Source organism: Sphingobium sp. Cam5-1, from assembly GCF_015693305.1.
Lineage (GTDB): Bacteria > Pseudomonadota > Alphaproteobacteria > Sphingomonadales > Sphingomonadaceae > Sphingobium.
The window spans coordinates 942,314-958,403 of sequence record NZ_CP065139.1 but is presented as its reverse complement, the minus strand read 5'-3'; the positions used below and the strand labels follow the sequence as shown (position 1 = coordinate 958,403).

Genomic DNA, 16,090 nt, shown 5'->3' with positions numbered 1-16,090 from the left:
CCTCTCCTTATGCGATCTGGATCAGAAAGCCTTTGTCTGCCCCCCATCCACCATCAGCGTTTGGCCGGTGATATAGCCTGCCGCATCGCTTGCCAAGAATACGGCGGCTGCTCCAATATCTTTTTCGCAATCGCCAATACGCTTCAGTGACACCTTGCTGATCTGCGTATCATAGTCCGCGGGCGCCCATTCCTTCCAAGCCATTACCCCCGGTGAATTGGCGAACGGGCAAATGATGTTCACCCGCACCGCTTGCCCGCCCCACTCGCTTGCGGCGATCTTGGAAATGGCGCGGATCGCTTCCTTCGCCGCGCAATAGGAGCCCTGCGTCGGGATCGCATCGAACGCCGCGCCCGTCGCGAAGTTGATGACCGATCCCTTGGCCTTAACCAGATGCGGATAGGCTTCACGCATCAGGACGAAGGTCGGCCAGAACCCCGTATCCAGCGCAATCTCCATCGCCTCATCGGTCGTCTCGGCAATCGGCAACTGGCGCGAAGCCTGCGCCGCGTTCACCAGCACATCCAGACCGCCAAAATGCCCGACCGCCGCCTCGATGATCTTCGGCAACTCCGCCCGCTGCGCCAGGTCGACGGCCAGGAAATGCGCCTCTCCACCGAGCGCCCGCAACTCAGCCTCGGTCGCGCGGCCAAGCTCCTCCTCCCGATCAACGATCAGGACACGCGCCCCCGCCTTGACGAAGGCGGTTGCCACACCTTTGGCCACACCGCGCGCGCCGCCGGTCACGATCGTTGCCTTGCCTTCCAGTGCCTTCATGTCCTGCTCCGATCCGCTGCAATTATGTGAAGTAAGCCCCGCCATTCACCGTCACGACGCTGCCGGTGGCAAAGCTGCCGTCATCCCCCGCCAGAAACGCCACCGCCCCGGCGATCTCGTCGGGATGCGCGAGCCGCTTCATCAAGCTGTCCGCCGCGATCATGTCCTTCATTTCGCTTGGCAAAGTGGCATAGATCGGCGTCTCGGTAGCCCCCGGATTGACCGCATTGACCCGGATGCCGCGATCGGCCAGTTCCCGCGCCATCGCCCGCGTCATGCCCAGCACTGCTGCCTTGGCCGCGCAGTAAGGTATAGGACCATCGCCCTTCACGCCAGACGTCGATCCGATGTTGACGATGCTCCCGCCACTCCCCTGTTCCGCCATCAACCGAACCGCCGCCCGGCTGCATTTGAACGTCCCGTCCAACGTCACCGCCAACACGCCCGACCAGCCCTCATCCTCGCAATATATGGTCTGATCGACAAAGGTCGTTGGCTCTTCGCCACGCGCGATTTGCGCACCACGCTCAGCCTGCGCCGCATAATAGCGGTCCATGCCGTCGCCCGCCGCGCTGCCCCGCCCGGCATTGTTGACCAGCACATCGACGCCGCCCAGAGCCTCTTTCACCTGTGCGAAGGCTGCATCCACCGAGGCGGTATCCGCCACGTTGCAGGCAATCCCCACATGCGGCGAGGGCAGCACCGCCCCAGCCGCCGCCGCATCCAGATCAAGCACCGCGACCGTCGCCCCTTCTGCAGCGAGCCGCCGCGCAATAGCCGCACCAATCCCCTGCGCGCCGCCAGTCACGACAGCGCGTTTTCCCTTCAACCGTTCCATGGCGATCAATCCTCTACTTCAGGCCGCCAGGCGACGCCGTTCACATGCGCGCCACCATCGGCAAAGAGGGTGTTGCCGCTCATATAGCCGCCGCCCTCGCTCGCTAGGAACACCGCGATCGGACCAATATCCGCTTCAGCGTCGCCAAAGCGCCCCGCCGGAACCTGTTGCAGGATCGCCTGCGTCATTTCCGGATTGGCCGCGAAATAATCCTTTGCCTGCGGACTGGTCGCCGAAGGACAGATTGTGTTGCAGGTGATGCCGTGCGGGCCCCACTCCACCGCCGCCGTCCGGGTCAGCGCGCGCATCGCTTCCTTGCTGGCATTATAGGCCACCGTGAACATGTGCGCGTTGACGCCGTTCAGCGATCCCAGGTTGATGACGCGGCCAAACCCTTGAGCCTTCATGATCGGGAAAGCCGCCTTCATCGCCCAGAACACGGCATAATAGTTGAGGGCAAACGCACCCTCCATATCCTCGTCGCTATGCTTCTCGATCCGCTTGGGGAAGCTGGCGCCAGCATTATTGACCAATATGTCCAGCCGCCCGAAGCGCTGGTGCGCGGCCTCCACCATCGCCTCCACCTCGGCGCGCTGCGTCACGTCGGTACGGATGAAAAATGCGTCGACGTCATGCGTATCCCGCAGATATTGCGCCTCTTCCTCGCCCTGATCAGCTTTGCGCTGGGCGATAGCGACATTCGCCCCGGCAGCGGCCAGCGCGCGGGCGATGCCCTGCCCCACGCCCTGCCCGCCCCCGGTGACGAGCGCGGTGCGCCCTTCCAGCAACTTTGCCATTCAACCTCTCCTATATTCTTGTGACGTTGCTCGGCGCTCAGGCGTCCAGCAGCGCATAATCCAGATAACCAATGCGATCGTCGCCATCGCCGGTGTAGAAGTTCGCCTTGTTGGCCTTATTGAGCGCAGCCCCCGTCTGGAAACGCTCCACCAGATCGGGATTGGCGATGTAGAGATAGCCGAAGGACACGGCCTCGGCCTTCCCTTGCTCGATCACCGCCGTAGCCTTGTCCAGATTCAGGCCGCCATTCTCGATGACCGCGCCACTCCAGTTGGCACGGACCAGTTCCAGCGCGTCCTGCCCCTCTAGCGGAATGTGGATCAGGTGACAGTAGGCCAGCCCCATGCCGTCCACGGCGTTCAACAACGCCGCATAGGTTTCATGCGGGTTCGCATCATCCATGCCGTTGAACTTGACGCCCGGACAGATGCGAAAGCCCACCCGGCCCGCACCCACGGCATCGGCCAGCGCCTCCAGCAACTCCACCACGAAACGAATGCGGTTCTCCACCGACCCGCCATAGCGATCCGTGCGCTGGTTGCTGTTGGAAGACAGAAACTGCATCGGCAGGTAACCGCTGGCGCAATGCAGCTCGATCCCGTCCAGACCAGCAGCAATCGCATTTCGCGCCGCCGTCACATATTCCGCGATGACGCCGGGAATCTCATCCGTTTCCAGCGCGCGCGGCACGACCGTTTCCACCGGAACACCATCGGGTCCGGGAATCTTGTCCGGGCACTGAATGGCGGACGGCGCAACCGTCTCTGCGTCCGCATCCTTGTTCGCCTGCACGGCGGCACGGCCGACATGCATCAGCTGCATGACGATCTTTCCGCCCCTACCATGCACGGCATCCGCGACCTTGCGCCATCCTTCGACCTGCGCCGCGCTATGGATGCCGGGCGTGCGCCAATATCCCTTGCCGACGGGCGAAGGCTGCGTTCCCTCCGTCACGATCAGCCCGGCGCTTGCGCGCTGACGATAATATTCAACCATGATGTCGGTCGGCACGTCGCCCGGTCCTGCCCGGTCGCGGGTCATCGGCGCCATCACGATCCGGTTGGCCAGCGCGATGTCGCCCAGCGTCACGGGCGAGAAAATATCCGTCATGTCGTTCAGCTCCGGACGCGCGGCTTGGGCAGCGGAGCGCCACGCCGCATCGTTTCAATGAATTTTTCCAGCGGCGCGGGCGGTTCGACCGGGCCGTTATGCGGCTGCCCCTGCCGGTCCCAATAGCTTTTCCAGCTTGGGAACAGATCATGGAAGCTGCCATGATAGGGCTGCACGCCCGGCCAGCGCATCTTGCGGTCACCGATCGGCGGCTTGTTGAGGTCGGTCGCGTACCAGTAAAGCGGCAGGCGGCGGCGGAAATACCAGCGGCCGTCGATCCGCTCATATTTGTCGAAATACATCATCTGCATGATGACCCATTCGGCGCCGGTCTCATGCTCATTCTTCGAATAGACGACGCCCTGCGCATGGTCGGGATCATCGAAATCGATGATGTGGCCGCCAATATGATGGGACGTGCCATCGAACTGCATCGAATGGGTTTCGTCGAACCAGTCGCGCAGTGCCTTCCGCCCCTGCTTGCCGCCGCCGACCTTAACGTCTTCGGGGAACAGGTTCACCCAGGCATCGGAGTCGCGCATGTCCAGCGCCAGCGAATATTTCGCGGCCAGCTGACGGATCGCATCCAGCGATTCCAATCGGTCTATGCGCGCAATCAGGCTCTCGTCCGCCACCCTCTCGATCCTTTCTGTTTGAAGCCTTTGTTTCCCCTTTCTCCCTGCCTCTGGAAATGCCAAAATAGCTCAAAGGTCATGACAAAAAAGCTCAACGCCAAACATCTGTCCCGCCCAGTGGCGACGCGTGTCCCCGTCGCCATCGCGCGTGATCTGCTACGGCTGGTGGCGGAAATCGGCGTCGATCCCGCCGATCTTCTCCGCCAAGCGAGCCTCCCCCACCTCATAGGGCCGCCGATCGGCGGAACCGCCGCGCAGCGCGGGCTTTCGCAGGATGATTTCACTCGCCTCTATGCCCATTGCACCTGGGCGCTCGATGCGCAGGCCGCCCGACAGGAAGGCCGCGAGCCACTGACCAAGGCGGGGGTGGACATGCTCTGCCACTGCATCATCACCTGCCGCACCTTGGCGGATGTGATCGATCGCACGGATCGCTTTTCCGCCCTTATCGGCCCGCGCGCAGGGCGGCTGCGGTTGAAGGTCGATGACGGCGCAGCGCGGCTCGACATGGCGACCCCGCGCCAGATCCGCAACGCCAGCGCCTATGTGTCCGACCTTGCGGGCCTTTCCACCTATTACCGGCTATTTGGCTGGCTGATTGGCGAGGATATTCCGCTGCTCGGCGCTGCGATGCGCTATCCTCCGCTGCTGGACGAACAGACCATTTCCTACCTCATGCCCGTGCCCATGCAGCATGGCGCGCCGGAAAACAGCCTGCGCTTCCCGGCCAGCTATCTCGACCGCCCGGTCCTGCGCAGTCATCACGAGCTGGAGCATCTGCTCGAACGTTTCCCCTTCGACGTCGAACAGGCCCAATCGCTGGACGCCCCGCTGTCCGAACGCATCCAGCACCTCTTCAGCGCGATGCTGGGAAGTGGCGAGGCGCCCGCCACCGCATCGCAACTCGCCCGCCAGTTCAGCATCAGCGTCGCTACGTTGAAGCGCCGCCTCGCCGATGAAGGCACCTCGCTCGTGCAGCTCAAGACAGAGGCACGGCGCGCCCTCGCAACCCGGCTGCTGGACGACCCCCGGCTCACCATCACCGAAGTCGGCCGCCGCACGCAGTTCAGCGACACGGGCGCCTTCCGCCGCGCCTTCCAGCAATGGACCGGATCATCGCCTAGCCGCTGGCGCGAATTGCGCCGGGGCGGCGGCGAAACGCCGATCAGTACCGGCTGATGATCTTGTCGGCAAAGCGGTTGAGATCGTCGATCTTCTCCTGCAACGGCTGACTATCCTCCTCCACCGCATAGAGATTGCGGAAAGAGGCGACGACATCGGTCACGCCCGCATCCTCCTGCCGCCGGATCATATCCAGATCGACCTCCCCCATGGCCGAACCAAAGATGCGGAACGGGGCATCCTTGCGCCCAAGTTCCTCCCGATACGTCGCCAGCTTCTCCAACATCGGCAGCATCATATCCATGCCACCCCCCGCGAACATCCAGCCATCATTGCGCGCCGCGCGCTTCAGCGCAGGGTCGGAATGGCCACCGATCAGGATCGGCACCGGCTTGGTCGGGACGGGATTGAGCTTCACAGGCGGCAAGTCGAAAAACTCGCCATGATATTCGAAATAGCCGCCATTGGTGAGGCCCCGGACGATGTCGATGCACTCATCGAACCGCTTGCCCCGCCCTTCCCACGGCACGCCCATGACCGCATAATCTTCCGGCCATACGCTCAGGCCCACGCCAAAGTTGAAGCGGTTGTCGAACAAGGCTTCGATCGACGCCACGATCTTCGCGACATAGAGCGGCGGCCGCACCGGCAGCTTGACGACATTGGTCGTGACCTCCAGCGTCTGCGTCACGGCGAGCATCGCGGTCACATGGATGAACGACTCCAGGAACGGCTTGTTCTCCAGGAATTCGCGCCCGCCATCGTCGGTATAGCTATATTTGGTGCCGGAACTTTTCGGATAGATCAGGCTGTCGGGCACCGTAACACCCGCATAGCCCGCCGCCTCCGCCGCCTTGGCCAGCGGCGCATAATATTGGATCGCGGTCATCGATTCGCCCAGATGAAAGCGCATCGTCCTCTCCTTCCACATTATTATATTCAGGCCCGGCGGGCTGCGCCGATCGGGGTCCCGACGCGTTCGACCTTATCCCTTCAGCGGGAAATTCAGTCAACTCCGCGGATGATTTGGTTCGTGCGCATTTGCGCACTCCACTACGCATATATCGGCCAAAAAGCGCTCAACGTCGCAAAAGGCGCATTGATCAAATGTTTTTTTCACCTATCTTGCGCGCCAAAGCGGCTGCCCGCATGACGGACAGACGGAACAAGGTTTAGGAAAGGAAAGAGGATGCTGCTCAAAGACAAGGTTGTGATCGTCAGTGGCGTTGGTCCCGGCATGGGTCAGGCGCTGGCCCGGCTAGCCGCAGCCGAAGGCGCGAGCGTCGTACTGGCCGCCCGTAACCAGGCCTTCCTCGATGAAGTGTGCGCCGACATCAAGGCAAAGGGCGGCAAAGCCATCGCCGTCCCCTGCGACGTCAGCGATGAAGCCCAGTGCAAGGCGCTGGCCGAGCGCGCCGCCGCAGAATTTGGCGGACGCGTCCACGGCCTCGTCAACAGCGCCTATTTCCACGGCGACTGGTGCTTTGTCGATAATGCCGACATGAGCGACTTCGCCAAGGCGTTCGACGTCAACTGCCTCGGCGCCCTGCGCCTGACGCGCGCCTGCGTCCCCTATCTGCGCGATGGCGGTGCGGTCGTGAACGTGTCCACCATGGCGACGGTCAATCCCTATGGCACCGAAGGCGGCATGGAAATGCCCTATGCCGTGGCGAAGGGCGCGCTCAACACGCTGGGCAAATATATGGCGTCCGACCTTGGCCGCCACGGCATCCGCGTCAACACCTGCCGCATGGGCTGGATCCATGGGGAGCCGGTCGAAGGCTTCATCGCGTCGCAGGTCGACGCCGGGCACAAGCGCGAGGATGTCGTCGCAGGCGTCACCAAGAATATCCCCATCGGCATCATCCCGCCCGAAGATGACTGCGCCCGCGCCGTGCTGATGATGATCTCCGACTATTCGCGCGTCGTCAGCGGCGCTTCGCTAGACGTCAATGGCGGCCAGTGGATGGCACCATAAGGAGCGCCGATGTTCAAAGGCGGCACGCGCCCCTCATCCGGCGCCTGCTGCCCGGCACCCTCCATTGTCGCCACAATTATGTGGTGTTGGAAAGCGCATGATGGTCATCGATAAAAAAGGCACAGACATGTCCAGCGCCATCACCCTCCAGACATTGCTGGACGAGCGGGAAATCATACGCGGCCTGTCCCGCTTCGCCCGCATCCTCGACAACAAGCAGTGGGACCACTTGAGCGACGTCTTCGCGCAGGACATCAGCTTCGACTATGGCACCGGCGGCGATCAGCATGGCATGGCGGCGCTCACCGCCAACATGCGCCGCTTCCTAGACCGCTGCGGCGGCACGCAGCATCTCATCGGCAGCATCCTGGTCGATGTCGATGGCGACCGCGCGACGAGCCGATCCTATGTGCAGGCCAGGCATCAGCGGGTGAACGACCCCGCCGGACCCATATTCGATTCCAACGGCGAATATGTCGATCAGTGGGAAAGGCGCCCCGAAGGCTGGCGCATCGTCCGCCGCGATGCCATCTGGGCCGCGCATACGGGCGATCCGATGATCCTGCACGCTGAACCCGGCAACCTCGGCTGATACCCAACTTCCCCTCTCCCCTTTAGGGGAGAGGGTGGCGAGCGCAGCGAAGCCGGGAGAGGGGCCTGCTCATTCCCCTCTCCCCGACCCTCTCCCCTAAAGGGGAGAGGGAGCAAGTCGCTTGGACACAACCAACCGTCTACTAATCAAGCCACCTCGGCAAAGGGCAGGCACACGCTGTCAAACCCCAGCACATGGGCAACACGGCCCAATCCAACCCACGCCGCCACGCTATGCGCCAGGTCGACAATCTCCTCGTCCGAAAACAGCGCATGCGCCCGCTCCCAGAAATTCTCATCCTGCGCGATCGACTTCGGCTCCTGCGCAAAACGCTCGGCAAATTCAATCGCCGTCCGCTCGCGAGGACTGAAGACCGCCGACGTCCGCCAATTCTCGACCGCCGCATAAAAGTCTTCATCGGGCGCTGATCCATTGTCGGCAACCGTATGCCCCGGCCGCTGCCCCGATGCGGCAAACATCGATTGAACGTCCCGCGCCGCCCGAAATTGCTGGCAGATGACACAGCCGTTGATCTGCGCCGTCCGTGACCGCGCACCTTCAAATTCCCGTAGCGACAACAGGCTGTGCTGATAGACCGCTTTCGAAAAGCCGCCCGCCGCCGCCATGATCTCACGCGCATAATTGCGCGATGCATAGCCATAGGGGTCGGCGGCATCCTGCTCGGGTAAGTCGATACGGATCATGGCATCTCTCCTTATGTCGCAATCTTGTCCTTGTTCACCCGCCCGCTATTCAATCCACGCCCGGCGCACCGGGAAATTGTGCATAATATTGCCCGGTCAGCATGCCGCCATCCACGGCAATCTCCGCGCCCGCCAGATAGGACGCCTCGTCGCTCGCCAGGAACAGGGTCGCGCGCGCCACTTCCTCCGGCGCGCCGACCCGTTGCAGCGGCACATTGCCGAACCGCTCGCTCACCTTTTCCCGCGTCGATCCGTCATGATTGGTCATCACCGTATCCACGCCGCCCGGATGCACCGAATTGACGCGAATGCCCCGATGGCCAAGCTCAAGCGCAGCGACACGGGTCAGCCCCCGCACGCCCCATTTGCTGGATGAATAGGCGGCAAGTCCGTTCGCCCCCTTCATCCCATCGACGGAAGAGATGTTGACGATCGCACCCTTGCCACGGGCGATCATCCCCGGCGCCACGGCCTTGATGCCCAGAAATTCGCCAGTCAAATTGACCTTCAACACCCGCTCATACTCGGCAAGGCTCGTGTCCAGCAGCGTGCGGAACAGTAGGATGCCCGCATTGTTCACCAATATGTCGACCGGCCCCAAATCCGCTTCGACCGCGCCGACCAGTTCAGCCCAGCCCTGCTCACTCGTCACATCATGATGATAGAAGCGCGCCGCCTCACCCAGTTCGGCCGCCAGTTGCGTGCCCACCTCATCCAGCACGTCGGTGATGGCGACCTTCGCGCCCTCCTCGACAAAGAGGCGGCTGGTAGCGGCACCCATGCCGCGAGCGCCCCCCGTGATGATCGCAACCTTACCCTGCAAACGGCCCATGCGCCCCGCCTCTCCAACAAATTTTCCGCGCTGCGATACGCATTTTGGCGTCTTTTCTTCGCAGGCATCCTGATACGCGTGGATAAACCCGCGCAAGAACATGGGCAACCGGAATCGGGCCTTGAACGACTTAGAGCATCGCGCCTTAAATCAGAATCGTCTTCTGTTACCGTTCGCCCTGAGCTTGTCGAAGGGCCTTTCTTCCTTTTTTTAAAGCGAAGGGCTTCGACAAGCTCAGCCCGAACGGGGTTGAATGATCCAGATTAAAGGCGCGATGCTCTAGGGACGCCAAGCTCGTCGGTCCAAAGCGGCGATAGCCAATGGCTTTATTGCATCTTTCTCAGTTTCGCGCAGAGGCGCAAAGGACGCCGAGCGAATTTCTCTCTGCGGCCTCTGCGCCTCTGCGCGAAATATCTCTATTTCCTGGTTCACGCGGAGACGCGGAGCCGCAGAGATAGCGCCTCCCGCTAAAGCCTTACTATAACGGCGCTATCTACACCTGTTCGGAAAATATCAGGAAGGGCAGATCAAGCGGTTCATACTGGAAGCCCAGCATGGACATCGCGGCGGTAATTTGGCCTCTGTGATGCGTGGCGTGATTGAAGACATGGAGCAGCGCGCTTGGCATGGGAAGCGCGCGAGCCTGCCCCGTCGTCATTATATAGCGAAGATCGTCAGCCAATGCGGCCTCGTCCAGATTATCGACATAGCCGCGCCAGCGGGCCGTTGCCGCGATCAAGCGGGACGCGAGTAGCGCGCGATTGCTCTCCAACTCTGCATCAAGGGAAAGGGCCGTTGTCGGCGCCTGCGTAAATCTCGGATACCAAATCTCGCTGTCTGTCAGCAGCAGGTGATTGAGCGTTCCGTGGATCGATCCGAAAAAGAGGCCGCATGAATTATGGTAAGGTTCGTCGGGTATCGACGCCACGGCCTTCAAAAGGCGTTCAGTCGCCCAACCATGATAGCGCGCCATCTGCATGAGCTGCATTTTGGCAGAGGCGGCCATACAATCCCCAATTTGCCGGAAGCTGCAATTCTCCAGTTCGGAAGTGCCAGCTAGTCCTCAAATGGAGGGCAGGAGCAACAATCGCGCCCCTGCCCTCTCGAACTCAAGCCGCAGCGGGCATCTCACCCCAGGCCAGGTAACGCGGCGTGCCATCTTCGCCAATCTCCTCCGTCAGCACGGAAGTAACGCGGCTCACCGACTCCGCGATCCACCAGCGCCCGTCCTGCTTGCGGTAAACATCCTGATATTCCACCGCGAGCCGGGTCACGGATCGGGTGGCAAGGATGATCGTCCGGAAATTGAGCGACCACAGCCCCCGCGCTTCATCCGCGCTCACCAATTCAATATCCGCATTGGTCGCATGGTGAATGTCATAAACGCCGCCTGCCATCGCCATTTTCTGGAAAATGGCGATGAACTCGTCGCGATCCGTGAATAGCGGGAAATTCTGATAATCCAGCCTTATGCCCTGCGGCAGAAACGTCTCACGCAATTCGTCCACCAGCTTCAGGTCGCAAGCACGCAGGTAGCGCGCCTTCAACTGACGGATGGCGTTGACATCCTCCAATGCCGTCACGCGGGCGGCAAGCTCTTCCAGATTGATCGACATGATACTCTCCTCAGGGGTTGAACCTCCCCCCTCTTTTTTCCGTGGCTGGACAGATCGACCGTCCCCGCCTGCTTTTTAGTCTTCGACGGCTTCCCGCGTAATCTTTGCGATGCCAGCCTCATATTTCAGATTATGGACCGATACCGACGTTTCCACCCGCTGGACGCCCGGCATCGGCCGAATGCGTTCCGTCACCAGATCGTTCAATTGCTCGATATTGGTGAACAGCCCCATCGCCAACAGGCTGTAACGGCCCAGCAGAACGATAACGCAGGTGATTTCCGGAATGTCGGATAGGCGGCGCGCCAATTCCGACACATGGGATGGATCGGCATCGATCCCCATCATGCAAAGGTTGGGCGATCCCGCCATGCGGAAATCGGTGACGACGGTGAACTGGATCAGCCCTTCATTCTGCAACCGCTTGACGCGTGTGCGAATGGTGCCCTCCGTCACGCCCAGTTCGGCGGCGATGGCGCGGTTGGAAATGCGCGCGTCACGGGCGAGCTTTTCGACGATCCCCTGGTCCAGCTTGTCCAGGCGTGCCCAATCGGCCTTCCCGGTCACAGCGGCACCACGTTGAATTCATATTTCACGATATCCACCGCTACCCCTGATGTGATGTGAACGACCCCGTCCACGCTGGCGATATGCTCGAACAACATCTCCTGCACCTCGCCAAAATCCCTTAGCGCGACGAGCAATTCCACATCATGGTCGCCGCTCATGACATTGACGCTCAGCACTTCGGGAAGATCGGCCAGATCACGACCGACCTCCTGAACATTGCGGCCCTGGACCTTCACGCCCAGGGCGATGATCACATTATAGCCATGGGCCGCAAAATCGGTGACGGCAACGACGCGCATCGCTTTCCCGTCGTCCATCTTTTGCAGCCGGGCTGAAACGGTGGCGGCGGTAACGGACAGCCGTTCTGCAATTTCCTGATTGGTTGCGCGGCCGTTGGTCCGGAGTATCTCTATGATATTCGTATCGAGAGTATCCAGCGATGGCGGCGTCGTTTTCCGCCCGCTTCTGATCTGCATTCTTGCCCCGCCTTCAAAAATGTAGCCGGTTTAATAGCGCGCACTTGCGGGCAGCACCAGTGTCAAAGCTGATGCCGCCGCAATTTGCTTAGGCTATCTGCCGCTCATCCTACCGTGTTTCGGCGGGATGCAGCGCCTTGCGAAGGGCCGCGACCGCGTCGCGCTTCATCTGGCGGACTGGCGCGGCGTCGGGCGTCACGTCAAAACCATGATAGGCCCCCGGATAGACGTGCAGTTCTGCCGCAACGCCTGCTTCGATCAGCCGCCGGGCATAATCCATGTCCTCGACCAGAAAGAGATCGAGCGCGCCCACGCAGATGAAGGCGGGCGGCAGGCCAGCCAGGCTCTCCGCCCGCGCGGGGGCCGCGTAGGGCGATATGTCCGCCGATCCTGGCTCCTTACCCAGCAGGGATCGCCAGCCAAAGGCGTTGGCCTGCGGCGTCCAGACAAATGCGCCCAGATGTTCGGGCTGGCGGGTGATGCAGGTGCGGTCGTCCAGCATCGGATAGATCAGGTTCTGGTGCGCGATCGCCGGGCCACCCCGGTCACGTGCCAGCAACGCCAGCGCCGCGGCCAACCCGCCGCCCGCGCTTTCGCCGCGAATGGCGATCCTCTTGGGATCGACGCCCAGCTGCGCCGCGCCGTCATGCAGCCATTGCAGCGCCGCGTAACAATCCTCAACCGAACCCGGCGCTACCGTCTCCGGCGCAAGGCGGTAATCAACCGAAACGATGAGGGCCGAAGCGGAAAGCGCAAGCTCTATGTTGGAAAGGTGATTGGTGCGCACCGACCCCATCACATAGCCGCCGCCATGAATATGCAGGATCGCGGGAAGCGCCCCTTGCGCATCGGCCGGACGATAAACCCTGACCAGCAGCTCATGCCCATCGGGCGCCGTGATCCGCTCCTCCCGCCATTCAACACCACTATCCTGCGGCTCGGGCGCCATCGCCGTCATCTGCTCCATGCCCTCGCGTATCGCAGGCACGCTTTCTGCCGTGATCTCGAACGAAGGCATGAAATCGAGCCCGGGCAACAAGGACGGGTCGATCAGGTCACGCATCATACTCTCCTATTTTCCTATTTTTCCTATTTTGTGTTTTTGAGTTTGTTCAATTCACCACTTCCTTCACGCAATCCACCGCCCACTTTGCCCGCTGGTTGGCGTTGATGCCTTGGTCGATGGCGTCTTGCTGGGGTATTTCGACGCTGATTGGTGTGCTGGGATTGAGGGCGTGGAGGAACGCTGGGATATTGAACGTGCCTTGTCCGGGGAGTTGGCGCTGGATGCCGGCTTCGCGTTCGAGTTCGCTGGGATCGATGGTTGGGGGGCCGTCGGCTATCTGGGCGATGGCGACGGCGGGGTGGGCAAGGAGGGGGAAGCTGGTGTCGGGTTCGGGTCCGCGCATGATGTGGAGGAGGTCTGCTGTGACCTTGATGTCGGATCGGCCGGAGCGGGCTATTTCCTCGAGGGCGGCGCTTAGGCTTTGGACCTGGGAGGGGGGATAAAATTCGATAGCGAGGGCGATGTTGAACGGGGCGGCAAGTTCGGCGAGTTCAATGAGCCTTTCGGTACGGCGGATGGGATCGCGATCGTAGCAGAGCACATTGGCAAGCGGCGCGCCGAGCGCGGCGCCTGCCTCGAGCGCGGGGATGAAGTCAGCGGGATTGGTGCGCCCTGCCATGGTGAAGGGGTAGATGAGGTCGACCGTGATCCCGGTGGCGGCGAGCGCGTCGCGGGTCTGGCGCAGCGCCTGGGGGTCGCGCACCAGGTCATAGGCGGGCATGGCGGGCAGCACCTCCATGGAATGGAGGAACGGGCAGATGCCCTGGCAGCCGACCTCTGCGGCGATTTGCGCGAGCTGCCAGGGGGTGGTGTCGGTGACGGTGATATGGTCGAGCGACAGGCGTCTTTCGGCCATATCCTCTCCTCCTTGCATGGCGTGTGAGCCGTGCCGGGCGCGGACAAGCCGCGCCCGGCGGCTGATCAGGCCGTTTGGCGCGCCTTGACCATATCCAATGCGACATCGACGATCATGTCTTCCTGCCCGCCAACCATCTTGCGACGGCCGAGCTCGACGAGGATGGTGCGGGTGTCGAGGCCGTAGGTTTCGGCGGCCTTTTCGGCATGGCGCAGGAACGAGGAATAGACCCCGGCATAGCCAAGCGCCAGGGTTTCGCGGTCGACCCGGACCGGGCGGTCCTGCAGCGGACGGACGAGGTCCTCAGCCGCGTCCATCAGCGCGTTGACATCGCAGCCATGGTTCCAGCCCTTGCGGTCGGCAGCGGCGATGAACACTTCGAGAGGCGCATTGCCCGCACCCGCACCCATGCCGGTCAGCGATGCGTCGATGCGCACCGCGCCGCACTGGGCTGCGACGATCGAGTTGGCGACGCCGAGCGAGAGGTTGTGGTGGGCGTGGATGCCGCGCTGGGTTTCGGGTTTCAGGACCCGGTCATAGGCTTCGAGCCGGGCCTTGACCCCATCCATGTCGAGCGCGCCGCCGCTGTCGGTCACATAGACGCACTGCGCGCCATAGCTTTCCATCAGCAGGGCCTGTTCAGCCAGCTTCTCCGCATCGATCATATGGCTCATCATCAGGAAGCCTGAGACGTCCATGCCAAGGTCGCGGGCGATGCCGATATGCTGCTTGGAGACGTCCGCCTCGGTGCAATGGGTGGCAACCCGCACCGACCGCACGCCGATGTCATAGGCGCGCCGCAGTTCCTCGACCGTGCCGACGCCCGGCAGGATGAGGGTGGTGAGCACCGATTTGGTCAGCACCGAAGCGACGGCTTCGAGCCATTCCCAATCGGTATGCGCGCCAAATCCATAGTTGAAGCTCGCGCCGTTGAGGCCATCGCCATGGGCGACCTCGATCGCATCGACGCCGGCATCGTCCAATGCCTTGGCGATCGATTTCACATGATCGATGCCATACATGTGGCGGATGGCGTGCATGCCATCGCGCAGGGTCACGTCCTGGATGTAGAGCTTGTCGCCCGCTTCGACGTTGAATGTGCTGGTCATGTCTTAATTCTCCGTCTCGGCAAGCGAGCCGGTGGCCGCCACCGTCTTTCCTTGTGCGATGCGCTGCGCGAGCAGCTCGCCGGTCGCCTTGGCGGCGGCGGTCATGATGTCGAGATTGCCCGAATAGCTGGGGAGATAATCGCCCGCCCCTTCGACCTCGAGCAGGATCATGGTCTTGATGCCGGTGAACTCGCCGCGGCCAGGAATCGTGAGCTTGTTATTGTCGCCGAAGCGCTCGAACTGCACCTCTTGCTTGAGGCGATAGCCCGGCACATAGGCCTGGACCTTCTTCACCATGGCTTCGACCGAGGCGCGGATGGTGTCCTCGTCGGCGCCTTCCGACAGGGTGAACACGGTGTCGCGCATGATCATCGGCGGTTCGGCGGGGTTCAAGATGATGATCGCCTTGCCCTGCGCCGCGCCGCCGACCTTTTCGATGGCGCCTGCGGTGGTACGGGTGAACTCGTCGATGTTTGCGCGGGTGCCGGGACCTGCCGAACGCGAGGAGACCGAGGCCACGATCTCGGCATAATGGACGGTCGCCACTTGCGAAACGGCGGCGACCATCGGGATCGTCGCCTGGCCGCCACAGGTCACCATGTTGACATTGCCAGCGTCGAGATTGGCTTCGCCATTGACCGTCGGGATGGTGTAGGGGCCGATCGCGGCGGGGGTGAGGTCGACCACCTGCTTGCCGTCCTTGCGCAGCGCCTCGTCATGCACCTTGTGGGCGTAAGCGCTGGTCGCGTCGAACACGATGCCGATTTCGGGATAGACGTCCATCTTCATGAGACCTTCTAAACCCTCATGGGTGGTGGCGACGCCGCGCTCGCGCGCCATGGCGAGGCCTTCGGACTTCTCGTCGATGCCCACGACCGCGACCAGTTCCATATTCTGGGGATATTTGATCATCTTGATCATGAGGTCGGTGCCGATATTGCCCGACCCGATGATCGCCGCCTTGACCTTGCCCGTCATTCTTCACTCCTCACGGCGATCGCGTCCAAGCGA

General features: G+C 62.1%; 19 protein-coding genes. 3 read left to right on the top strand and 16 right to left on the bottom strand.

Features of this window, described 5'->3' with window-relative positions:
* Positions 1-21: 21 nt before the first annotated feature.
* From IZV00_RS18345 to IZV00_RS18325, 5 genes are read right to left on the bottom strand one after another with little or no spacing between them, the layout of a single operon-like run.
* Positions 22-777: an SDR family NAD(P)-dependent oxidoreductase gene (locus tag IZV00_RS18345; RefSeq protein WP_196227030.1), complete on the bottom strand. Its 756-nt coding sequence runs from the start codon at positions 775-777 to the stop codon at positions 22-24.
* Between the two features lie 22 nt (positions 778-799).
* Positions 800-1,615: an SDR family NAD(P)-dependent oxidoreductase gene (locus tag IZV00_RS18340; protein ID WP_196227029.1), complete on the bottom strand. Its 816-nt coding sequence runs from the start codon at positions 1,613-1,615 to the stop codon at positions 800-802.
* 5 nt (positions 1,616-1,620) lie between these two features.
* Positions 1,621-2,412 carry an SDR family NAD(P)-dependent oxidoreductase gene (locus tag IZV00_RS18335; protein WP_196227028.1) on the bottom strand — a complete coding sequence of 264 codons (792 nt, stop codon included), beginning with the start codon at positions 2,410-2,412 and terminating at the stop codon, positions 1,621-1,623.
* A 37-nt stretch (positions 2,413-2,449) separates the two neighbouring features.
* Positions 2,450-3,523: an alkene reductase gene (locus tag IZV00_RS18330; protein ID WP_196227027.1), complete on the bottom strand. Its 1,074-nt coding sequence runs from the start codon at positions 3,521-3,523 to the stop codon at positions 2,450-2,452.
* A 5-nt stretch (positions 3,524-3,528) separates the two neighbouring features.
* Entirely contained in the window at positions 3,529-4,158 is a 630-nt protein-coding gene (locus tag IZV00_RS18325) for a nuclear transport factor 2 family protein (protein WP_196227026.1), read from the bottom strand.
* Between the two features lie 78 nt (positions 4,159-4,236).
* Between IZV00_RS18325 and IZV00_RS18320 the strand changes: the two genes are divergently transcribed.
* On the top strand, positions 4,237-5,337 hold the full coding sequence (locus IZV00_RS18320) for a helix-turn-helix transcriptional regulator (RefSeq protein ID WP_196227025.1): 1,101 nt from the start codon (positions 4,237-4,239) through the stop codon (positions 5,335-5,337).
* Here the strand turns inward: IZV00_RS18320 and IZV00_RS18315 are convergent.
* Complete coding sequence (locus IZV00_RS18315) at positions 5,324-6,193, bottom strand: LLM class flavin-dependent oxidoreductase (RefSeq protein ID WP_196227024.1); 870 nt, start codon at positions 6,191-6,193, stop codon at positions 5,324-5,326. The genes IZV00_RS18320 and IZV00_RS18315 overlap by 14 nt on opposite strands.
* 276 nt (positions 6,194-6,469) lie before the next feature.
* Here IZV00_RS18315 and IZV00_RS18310 point away from each other — a divergent pair, with 276 nt between their 5' ends.
* Positions 6,470-7,258: an SDR family oxidoreductase gene (locus IZV00_RS18310; protein WP_196227023.1), complete on the top strand. Its 789-nt coding sequence runs from the start codon at positions 6,470-6,472 to the stop codon at positions 7,256-7,258.
* Positions 7,259-7,385: 127 nt separating this feature from the next.
* Positions 7,386-7,850, top strand: coding sequence for a nuclear transport factor 2 family protein (locus IZV00_RS18305; protein ID WP_230463424.1), 465 nt, complete (start codon positions 7,386-7,388; stop codon positions 7,848-7,850).
* Between the two features lie 146 nt (positions 7,851-7,996).
* On the opposite strand, the gene IZV00_RS18300 is transcribed toward IZV00_RS18305, so the two are convergent.
* The 10 genes from IZV00_RS18300 to IZV00_RS18255 form a co-directional block, all read right to left on the bottom strand.
* Entirely contained in the window at positions 7,997-8,554 is a 558-nt protein-coding gene (locus IZV00_RS18300; protein WP_196227021.1) for a carboxymuconolactone decarboxylase family protein, read from the bottom strand.
* A 49-nt stretch (positions 8,555-8,603) separates the two neighbouring features.
* A complete protein-coding gene (locus IZV00_RS18295; protein WP_196227020.1) occupies positions 8,604-9,386 on the bottom strand; it encodes a glucose 1-dehydrogenase in 783 nt (260 codons plus the stop codon).
* A gap of 493 nt (positions 9,387-9,879) precedes the next feature.
* Complete coding sequence (locus tag IZV00_RS18290) at positions 9,880-10,392, bottom strand: DinB family protein (RefSeq protein WP_230463423.1); 513 nt, start codon at positions 10,390-10,392, stop codon at positions 9,880-9,882.
* A gap of 103 nt (positions 10,393-10,495) precedes the next feature.
* Positions 10,496-11,002 carry a nuclear transport factor 2 family protein gene (locus tag IZV00_RS18285; RefSeq protein ID WP_196227019.1) on the bottom strand — a complete coding sequence of 169 codons (507 nt, stop codon included), beginning with the start codon at positions 11,000-11,002 and terminating at the stop codon, positions 10,496-10,498.
* A 75-nt stretch (positions 11,003-11,077) separates the two neighbouring features.
* The gene (locus IZV00_RS18280; RefSeq protein ID WP_196227018.1) at positions 11,078-11,569 is read right to left on the bottom strand and encodes an Lrp/AsnC family transcriptional regulator; all 492 of its coding nucleotides are present in this window, start codon (positions 11,567-11,569) and stop codon (positions 11,078-11,080) included.
* On the bottom strand, positions 11,566-12,048 hold the full coding sequence (locus tag IZV00_RS18275; protein WP_196227017.1) for an Lrp/AsnC family transcriptional regulator: 483 nt from the start codon (positions 12,046-12,048) through the stop codon (positions 11,566-11,568). The genes IZV00_RS18280 and IZV00_RS18275 overlap by 4 nt, the downstream gene beginning before the upstream one ends.
* A gap of 109 nt (positions 12,049-12,157) precedes the next feature.
* The gene (locus IZV00_RS18270; protein ID WP_230463422.1) at positions 12,158-13,114 is read right to left on the bottom strand and encodes an alpha/beta hydrolase; all 957 of its coding nucleotides are present in this window, start codon (positions 13,112-13,114) and stop codon (positions 12,158-12,160) included.
* 46 nt (positions 13,115-13,160) lie between these two features.
* Positions 13,161-13,970: a sugar phosphate isomerase/epimerase family protein gene (locus IZV00_RS18265; protein WP_196227016.1), complete on the bottom strand. Its 810-nt coding sequence runs from the start codon at positions 13,968-13,970 to the stop codon at positions 13,161-13,163.
* Positions 13,971-14,035: 65 nt separating this feature from the next.
* The gene (dmpG, locus tag IZV00_RS18260; protein WP_196227015.1) at positions 14,036-15,079 is read right to left on the bottom strand and encodes a 4-hydroxy-2-oxovalerate aldolase; all 1,044 of its coding nucleotides are present in this window, start codon (positions 15,077-15,079) and stop codon (positions 14,036-14,038) included.
* A 3-nt stretch (positions 15,080-15,082) separates the two neighbouring features.
* Positions 15,083-16,057, bottom strand: coding sequence for an acetaldehyde dehydrogenase (acetylating) (locus tag IZV00_RS18255; RefSeq protein ID WP_196227014.1), 975 nt, complete (start codon positions 16,055-16,057; stop codon positions 15,083-15,085).
* Positions 16,058-16,090 lie beyond the last annotated feature (33 nt).

Excerpts from the sequence above, each read along its gene's own strand:
- IZV00_RS18345 (WP_196227030.1), bottom strand. The coding sequence starts at position 777 with ATGAAGGCACTGGAAGGCAAGGCAACGATCGTGACCGGCGGCGCGCGC.
- IZV00_RS18340 (WP_196227029.1), bottom strand. The coding sequence starts at position 1,615 with ATGGAACGGTTGAAGGGAAAACGCGCTGTCGTGACTGGCGGCGCGCAG.
- IZV00_RS18335 (WP_196227028.1), bottom strand. The coding sequence starts at position 2,412 with ATGGCAAAGTTGCTGGAAGGGCGCACCGCGCTCGTCACCGGGGGCGGG.
- IZV00_RS18330 (WP_196227027.1), bottom strand. The coding sequence starts at position 3,523 with ATGACGGATATTTTCTCGCCCGTGACGCTGGGCGACATCGCGCTGGCC.
- IZV00_RS18320 (WP_196227025.1), top strand. The coding sequence starts at position 4,237 with ATGACAAAAAAGCTCAACGCCAAACATCTGTCCCGCCCAGTGGCGACG.
- IZV00_RS18315 (WP_196227024.1), bottom strand. The coding sequence starts at position 6,193 with ATGCGCTTTCATCTGGGCGAATCGATGACCGCGATCCAATATTATGCG.
- IZV00_RS18310 (WP_196227023.1), top strand. The coding sequence starts at position 6,470 with ATGCTGCTCAAAGACAAGGTTGTGATCGTCAGTGGCGTTGGTCCCGGC.
- IZV00_RS18305 (WP_230463424.1), top strand. The coding sequence starts at position 7,386 with ATGTCCAGCGCCATCACCCTCCAGACATTGCTGGACGAGCGGGAAATC.
- IZV00_RS18300 (WP_196227021.1), bottom strand. The coding sequence starts at position 8,554 with ATGATCCGTATCGACTTACCCGAGCAGGATGCCGCCGACCCCTATGGC.
- IZV00_RS18295 (WP_196227020.1), bottom strand. The coding sequence starts at position 9,386 with ATGGGCCGTTTGCAGGGTAAGGTTGCGATCATCACGGGGGGCGCTCGC.
- IZV00_RS18290 (WP_230463423.1), bottom strand. The coding sequence starts at position 10,392 with ATGGCCGCCTCTGCCAAAATGCAGCTCATGCAGATGGCGCGCTATCAT.
- IZV00_RS18285 (WP_196227019.1), bottom strand. The coding sequence starts at position 11,002 with ATGTCGATCAATCTGGAAGAGCTTGCCGCCCGCGTGACGGCATTGGAG.
- IZV00_RS18275 (WP_196227017.1), bottom strand. The coding sequence starts at position 12,048 with ATGCAGATCAGAAGCGGGCGGAAAACGACGCCGCCATCGCTGGATACT.
- IZV00_RS18270 (WP_230463422.1), bottom strand. The coding sequence starts at position 13,114 with ATGATGCGTGACCTGATCGACCCGTCCTTGTTGCCCGGGCTCGATTTC.
- IZV00_RS18265 (WP_196227016.1), bottom strand. The coding sequence starts at position 13,970 with ATGGCCGAAAGACGCCTGTCGCTCGACCATATCACCGTCACCGACACC.
- dmpG (WP_196227015.1), bottom strand. The coding sequence starts at position 15,079 with ATGACCAGCACATTCAACGTCGAAGCGGGCGACAAGCTCTACATCCAG.
- IZV00_RS18255 (WP_196227014.1), bottom strand. The coding sequence starts at position 16,057 with ATGACGGGCAAGGTCAAGGCGGCGATCATCGGGTCGGGCAATATCGGC.